Annotated in this window: 2 protein-coding genes; both read right to left on the bottom strand. The window is 55.9% G+C overall.

The window, feature by feature from the left end:
* Positions 1–156 precede the first annotated feature (156 nt).
* Positions 157–375 carry a DUF1659 domain-containing protein gene (locus WMO23_RS11270; protein WP_072982475.1) on the bottom strand — a complete coding sequence of 73 codons (219 nt, stop codon included), beginning with the start codon at positions 373–375 and terminating at the stop codon, positions 157–159.
* 206 nt (positions 376–581) lie between these two features.
* Positions 582–1,121 (bottom strand): N-acetylmuramoyl-L-alanine amidase family protein, encoded by a 540-nt coding sequence (locus WMO23_RS11275; protein ID WP_349174117.1) that lies wholly within the window; start codon positions 1,119–1,121, stop codon positions 582–584.
* Between the last annotated feature and the right edge of the window lie 347 nt (positions 1,122–1,468).

The following is a 1,468-nucleotide window of genomic DNA, read 5'->3' on the forward strand; positions in this document are numbered from 1 at the left end:
CCCTTCGGGCCACCTCCAGCTCAGCTCTCCGTTTTGGCAACCGCCCTGTGCTTCCCTGTGGTCAGCACCTGACGGGCCAAAAAGGGCCTATCAGGGAAGGCTTAAGGCTCCCTTTGTAGGGGAGCTGTCAGCGAAGCTGACTGAGAGGTTCTTCCCTTACGCCGTAATTTCGTTTTCGACGATTTCATGGATGCCCGTGATGGGGTCTTCGTACAACGTGCCGATGGCGTTAACGGCGGTAACGACGTTGGCCGGTTCGACGCCGGTAACGAGGTTGCGCATCTGTACGGATTTTTCGCACAAATTGTCATTTTCGTCGTTGTAGCTGATGACCAGCTTTAACTTGCCGGAAATCGCTTTGCGTTCTGCTGCCATAGTTCATTCCTCCTTTCTTTTCGTATATGAAGAGCCTTCGTAGCTCATAAAAGCCTGCCATTATACCTGGATAGGCTGTGGTTGAATCTCTCTAGCGGGCTTCCCACGCGGAAGCCCCTACGCACAAGGCCTTCGGCCGTGTATTTTTTTGCGACCTGCCGCCTGCATCCTCTTTTATGCTGCCTGCGAACTGCGGCCTGCGTTCATCATGCCGCCTGAGCGCCCTGCATCTGGTACGGGTACTGCATGATGCCCGTTGCGATGGCCCGGGCCGCTTCGTCGCGATGGGCGTCGTAACGGCGCCAGTCGAAGTCGTTGTCGATGAAGCAGACTTCGACGAGGACGGCAGGCATGATGGTATTGCGCAGGACAAAGAGTCCCGGCCGCTCTTTAAGCCCTCGATTCGGCAGACCGAGGACAGCCTTTAAGTTAGACTGGATGCAGTGCCCCAGCATGAGGCTGCCTGTGGACCCGGAAATGAGCGTTTCCGTACCACTGGCCCTGCCGGTGTAGGCATTGAAGTGAATGGATACAAAGAGGTCACATTCGGCCTGATTCGCCTGGTCGCAGATATGGTATAGGTCATCGTCCTGACCAAAGACGACCGCGATTCCATTTCGTTCTAAATATTGCTGGACGCCCAAAGCCAATTCATAAGCCGCATCACATTCACGCAAATGCAAACGGCGATTGACGGCGCCCGGATCAAGTTCCCGGTCATGACCGGCATTTAAATAGACTTTCATAACTCTCCTTTCGATAAATATGGCCTTACGGCCGCAGTTCGCAGGCCGCTTCGGAAAAAGCCGTGGCTCGTGGTTCGTGGTTCGTTACTCGTAAAAAACCATCATTATACCAAAACGGGCTGTGATGGAATCTCGCTGCGGGCCGCCCAGCCACGGCTGTCCGTTTTGGCAGCCGTCCTGCGCCTTCCGTTGGTCGGCACCTGACGGGCCAAAAAGGCTTGGGACGGCCCCTACGCAACCCCGATTGGGGCTATTTTTACGAGCTGAGGGCTTCCCGAAGTGTCGTTGTTAGTTTGAGTCTGACGCCGCGCAGCGGCATTTGAGTCCGAGGCGGCCGGCCGCCTGCG

The sequence above is a fragment of the Megasphaera intestinihominis genome (genome assembly GCF_040096415.1).
In the GTDB taxonomy this organism is placed as follows: domain Bacteria; phylum Bacillota; class Negativicutes; order Veillonellales; family Megasphaeraceae; genus Megasphaera; species Megasphaera intestinihominis.

Coding starts and splice junctions, on each gene's coding strand:
- WMO23_RS11270 (WP_072982475.1), bottom strand. CDS start 375: ATGGCAGCAGAACGCAAAGCGATTTCCGGCAAGTTAAAGCTGGTCATC.
- WMO23_RS11275 (WP_349174117.1), bottom strand. CDS start 1,121: ATGAAAGTCTATTTAAATGCCGGTCATGACCGGGAACTTGATCCGGGC.